Annotated in this window: 6 protein-coding genes and 2 pseudogenes; all 8 read right to left on the reverse strand. The window is 29.3% G+C overall.

The genetic code is table 11. From position 1 onward, the window contains the following. Positions 1-188 (reverse strand): annotated as a pseudogene (locus KE503_RS14105) (hypothetical protein); the annotation flags it as partial. Beyond that, positions 160-993, reverse strand: coding sequence for a polymorphic toxin type 35 domain-containing protein (locus KE503_RS14640; protein ID WP_249183091.1), 834 nt, complete (start codon positions 991-993; stop codon positions 160-162). The gene KE503_RS14640 and the pseudogene KE503_RS14105, both read right to left, overlap by 29 nt. Before the next feature lie 500 nt (positions 994-1,493). Further along, complete coding sequence (locus KE503_RS14120) at positions 1,494-1,691, reverse strand: hypothetical protein (RefSeq protein WP_055160969.1); 198 nt, start codon at positions 1,689-1,691, stop codon at positions 1,494-1,496. A 5-nt stretch (positions 1,692-1,696) separates the two neighbouring features. After that, positions 1,697-1,933, reverse strand: coding sequence for a DUF7336 domain-containing protein (locus KE503_RS14125; RefSeq protein WP_055160966.1), 237 nt, complete (start codon positions 1,931-1,933; stop codon positions 1,697-1,699). A 21-nt stretch (positions 1,934-1,954) separates the two neighbouring features. After that, a complete protein-coding gene (locus KE503_RS14645; RefSeq protein ID WP_243872997.1) occupies positions 1,955-2,188 on the reverse strand; it encodes a hypothetical protein in 234 nt (77 codons plus the stop codon). 231 nt (positions 2,189-2,419) lie between these two features. Then, positions 2,420-2,566, reverse strand: a pseudogene (locus KE503_RS15025) (RHS repeat-associated core domain-containing protein); the annotation flags it as partial. Positions 2,567-2,708: 142 nt separating this feature from the next. Next, on the reverse strand, positions 2,709-3,302 hold the full coding sequence (locus KE503_RS14135; RefSeq protein ID WP_173774925.1) for a hypothetical protein: 594 nt from the start codon (positions 3,300-3,302) through the stop codon (positions 2,709-2,711). 77 nt (positions 3,303-3,379) lie between these two features. Then, a partial coding sequence (locus tag KE503_RS14140) for a hypothetical protein (RefSeq protein WP_212385679.1) occupies positions 3,380-4,013 on the reverse strand: 634 nt, incomplete at its 5' end.

Raw genomic sequence — 4,013 nt, forward strand, 5'->3', positions numbered from 1 at the left:
TAATAATCTATAACATTCTCCATATAAACTTCTTCTAATGCCATCCAAAGCTGTGTATATAAAAGTAAGAAAATATCATCTCTCTTATTTTGTTTCCACAAAATATATAACTCTTGATTCGTTTTTCCAGTTTGATTTAAAGAAAAAAATGGCTGATTATCATAAACCAATTGTTTTAACCCATGCATCACTTAATTTTACAACTCCTTTCTTAGCTATACATGTACCTTCGATAATTTTCCCTTTATAATTGTATACAAATTTATATACAATTTCTTTTCCTTTAGTTTTTCCTATAGCTTCCATTTTTCCACTTTTCATTTCCTTTTTTACAATTGGTTTTACATACTTCCACTGATTCTTTTTTGTTACTTTTGTCCACTCATGTTTACTCTGCATAATGTGCCTTACTTTATTTTGATCAGAAGCTACTCTTCTTATTGCACTATTGACTCCTTTTACCGCTAATCCACTACTTGATGATGCTCCCATAGCAACACCGATACCATAACCTGCAAATGCTCCTATAATGGCTCCTACTACAGCTCCTTTAATTCCATATGTTGCTATAAATAAATTTCTTTTTTTCCCTTTATATCCTAATCTTTTAGCAACTAATCTACCTTTATATGAACCAGCTATTGCACCAACAATTCCTCCTACTCCGACACCTACTAAAACTGCTGTACTTACTAAAAAATGCCCACTAGGATCCACATAATTCACTGGATTATAATACCGTGCATTCAGATAATACAATCCCGTACTCTGATCATAGATTCCACCAGTATAACACACTTCATTTTTCGCCTGATCATCTCCATGAATAATTGTCTCTCCATAATCCGTATACTGATAGGTTGCATCTGCACTTCCATCTTCTTTCACTAGGCTAGTTGTACTTCCCTGAATATCTTTATTATACAGATAATATTGCGTATCATCCCCTTTGAATCTCTCAGTTGCAAGGATACTTCCTTCTGTTCCAATCAAGTTCTGTGAGTTTTGATTTCCATCACTTTTTCTGTCTCTAGATCAGTGTAGATCATCTCTTTAACACGGTCAAAACTGTCATAGATATAAACTTTTTGAACTGCCTGATCACCATTCTTTAACAGATTCCTGTAATCCTTGATTTCTTTAACTTTTCCGTACGCATCATAGGTATAACTTCTGAGGACTTTCTCTGTTGTCTGATTCTTGGAATACAGTTCTCCTTTGATCTCCTGCAGCCATCCGTTTTCATCATAAATATAAGATAATGACTGGAGTCCATCTTTGGTGGTCGGATAGGATACCTTACTGAGATTTCCATCCTCATTATAAGTATATCGGATCTGATGGGCTTTGATATCATCTGCCGTTGGCTGGGCATTCTGACTGATCTCTGCAAATGCTGTGAGCCTTCCTCTTTGATCATAAGTATATTCTGTATAACGATATTCGCTAATCAGCGACTTCGTAAGGTCTCAGGGAACTTAAGTCCTTTCTATTTACATAAAATAATAATTATCTCTATTTACTTCTATTTTTTTTATTTTAAACCCATGCGAATGATCTTTAAATCCTGGAACTATTGCTTGATATTTCTTTTTTACTTTCCTTGCTTTTTTATAACTACTATAATATCCTATATTCATAGATGCTATTCCTTTGTTTTGCTTTTCGTATATTAACTTATAAACATACATATTTATTACATATCTCCTTTCAAATCGTCACTGCAAAAATAACCATCTTTCCACTCCTCATGATTTATTATATATTTACTTATGTAAAAGTCTTCCTCATGTCCTATAAATCTTGGTTGTGTTTTAAATCTTTCTATTGCTTTTTGAGCTAATTGTTCAGATGAATATACTGCAATTACCTGTTCATCAGATTTTCCACTCTCTTCATCTAAATACCACCAACTCAGTTCATACACTATCATTTTATTTTTCCTCCTCATAATTTATTTCCTATGATATTTTATTATACGGCTATATTCTGATTCAGATCCTTTGCGCCAATTCCCTTTTCCGTATTTTTCATTTAGTATTCTTGTTGCATATTGTTTTTTACTTTCTCCTTTCTTTTGTTTTTTATATTTTGACCACTCTGGTGCATTTGTGGATCTTTCTTTCTTGCTCTTTTTTGATTCACCTTTATTTTTAGTATTACTTTTTGATTTACTTTTACTATACATTATCCTATTAAATGTTCTCCATGTAAGCCATACAGATATTTTAGTTTTAAAAGTAACTCTTTTTCCTGCATATCGTGTCTTGATTCTTCGTCTTTTCCAAGTTGAATATGATACATAAAATACCACTCCTCCGGCAACTATCTTTACTAACGTATACAATGCCACTGCATAATGTCCACTAGGATCCACATAATTCACTGGATTGTTTGCACAATACACGTATAAATGTTGCGTATCAGGTTTATCATTTTCTCCATGATAAGTATCTTCTGTTAGGAATCTTCCATCTTCTGGATTATAATATCTGGCATTCAGATAATATAGACCTGTACTCTGATCATAGATCCTTTTGTCCCAACCTATAATCTCTGTCCAAATTTATAAATAATCATCTCAAAAAGGATTTAACTCTAAGTTCTGCCCATTGAAGCTGATCAAAACAATTCCTGTCATCGCAACAATAAATCCCATGTGACTTCGTAAGGTCTCAGGGAATTTAAATTCACTTAAGTTTTCGCCCCTACTTAACAGATTCGGACAAAAATTTTGCTTCTTTTTCCATTTTTTTATCTTTATAAAATTGAATTAAAGAAATTCTTTTTCCATTCTTCTTTAAATTTCCATCATTATCTACTCCATCAACTCTTATATTTATTTCAGCATCTTTATCAATATAATATTTTAATAATTTAATATTTTCTTCTGAAGTTCTTTTTTCATAATCATAATACCCTACATAAAATAATACATTAGCACCATAAATATCTCTCTTGTTTACATCTGCTCCCTCTTTTATTAATATCTGTGACATTTTTATTGCATCTTTAAAATCAGGTAATGTGGCCGCTATCATTAGCGGAGTTTTTCCAGACTTTTTAAAAATTTGATTTACTTTTTCTCCCTGATTTAATTTCTTCTCTACACCTTTGTAATTACATGTTATAATATAGTATTCCAAATTAGTTTTTTTACCCTCATAGCTAATTAGTTCTCTACTTACATTATCTTTGTCTAAATATTCATCTATATTATTATTTACAACTTTTAACCAAACCATATTTGCAGCTACATAAAACATAATCATTATTAAAACTATAATAGAAATTTTTTTCATATATTGTCACCTCTTTAATCAGAACCACTATAAGGGAGCAAAGTTCCTTTAATTAATCATTTATAGTCTCAGGGAGTTTAAATATAATTAGTTCTCTTCTTATAATATTCTGCTTTAATTTTTAATGTCCATGTTGGACTGCATAATAATATATTATATTGGGAATCCTTTAATAGTTTAATTTTTAATGAATCTTTTGGGTTATTATATTTTTGGTAATTAATCTTCCCTTTTTCTATATTTTTTAATATATATTTTTCATCTTTAATTTTAAAAGTAAAAATACCATTCCATACATCATAATTAAATTTATTATTATTTCTTTTTTTATTAAAACTTTTTTTAGAATTATTTATTGCTTGAATAATATCAACTTCTTTTGCTTTTATTTTTAAGTAAAAATCATCTCCTATTTCTATTTGAATTAAGTTTTTATTGTTATCAATTTCCAATGTATATAGTATTAATTTACTTTCACTTGCCACCAAGCTATATGAAATTTCATCACACATACTTTTAATCTTTCTATTTTCTTGTTGATCAAAAAAATACTTTTCCCAATATATTTCTTCAATATCTTTTATATAAATTTTCTTTCTATTTTTTAACTCCGAATTTATAATACAAATTTGTAAACATTTTTCTTTTAAAAAAAATTCAATATTTTCAATATAATCTTCATATTCATTTAAATCACAATAGTTCATTTTA

It is taken from the genome of Anaerostipes sp. Marseille-Q3525 (genome assembly GCF_018223505.1).
Lineage (GTDB): Bacteria > Bacillota > Clostridia > Lachnospirales > Lachnospiraceae > Anaerostipes > Anaerostipes amylophilus.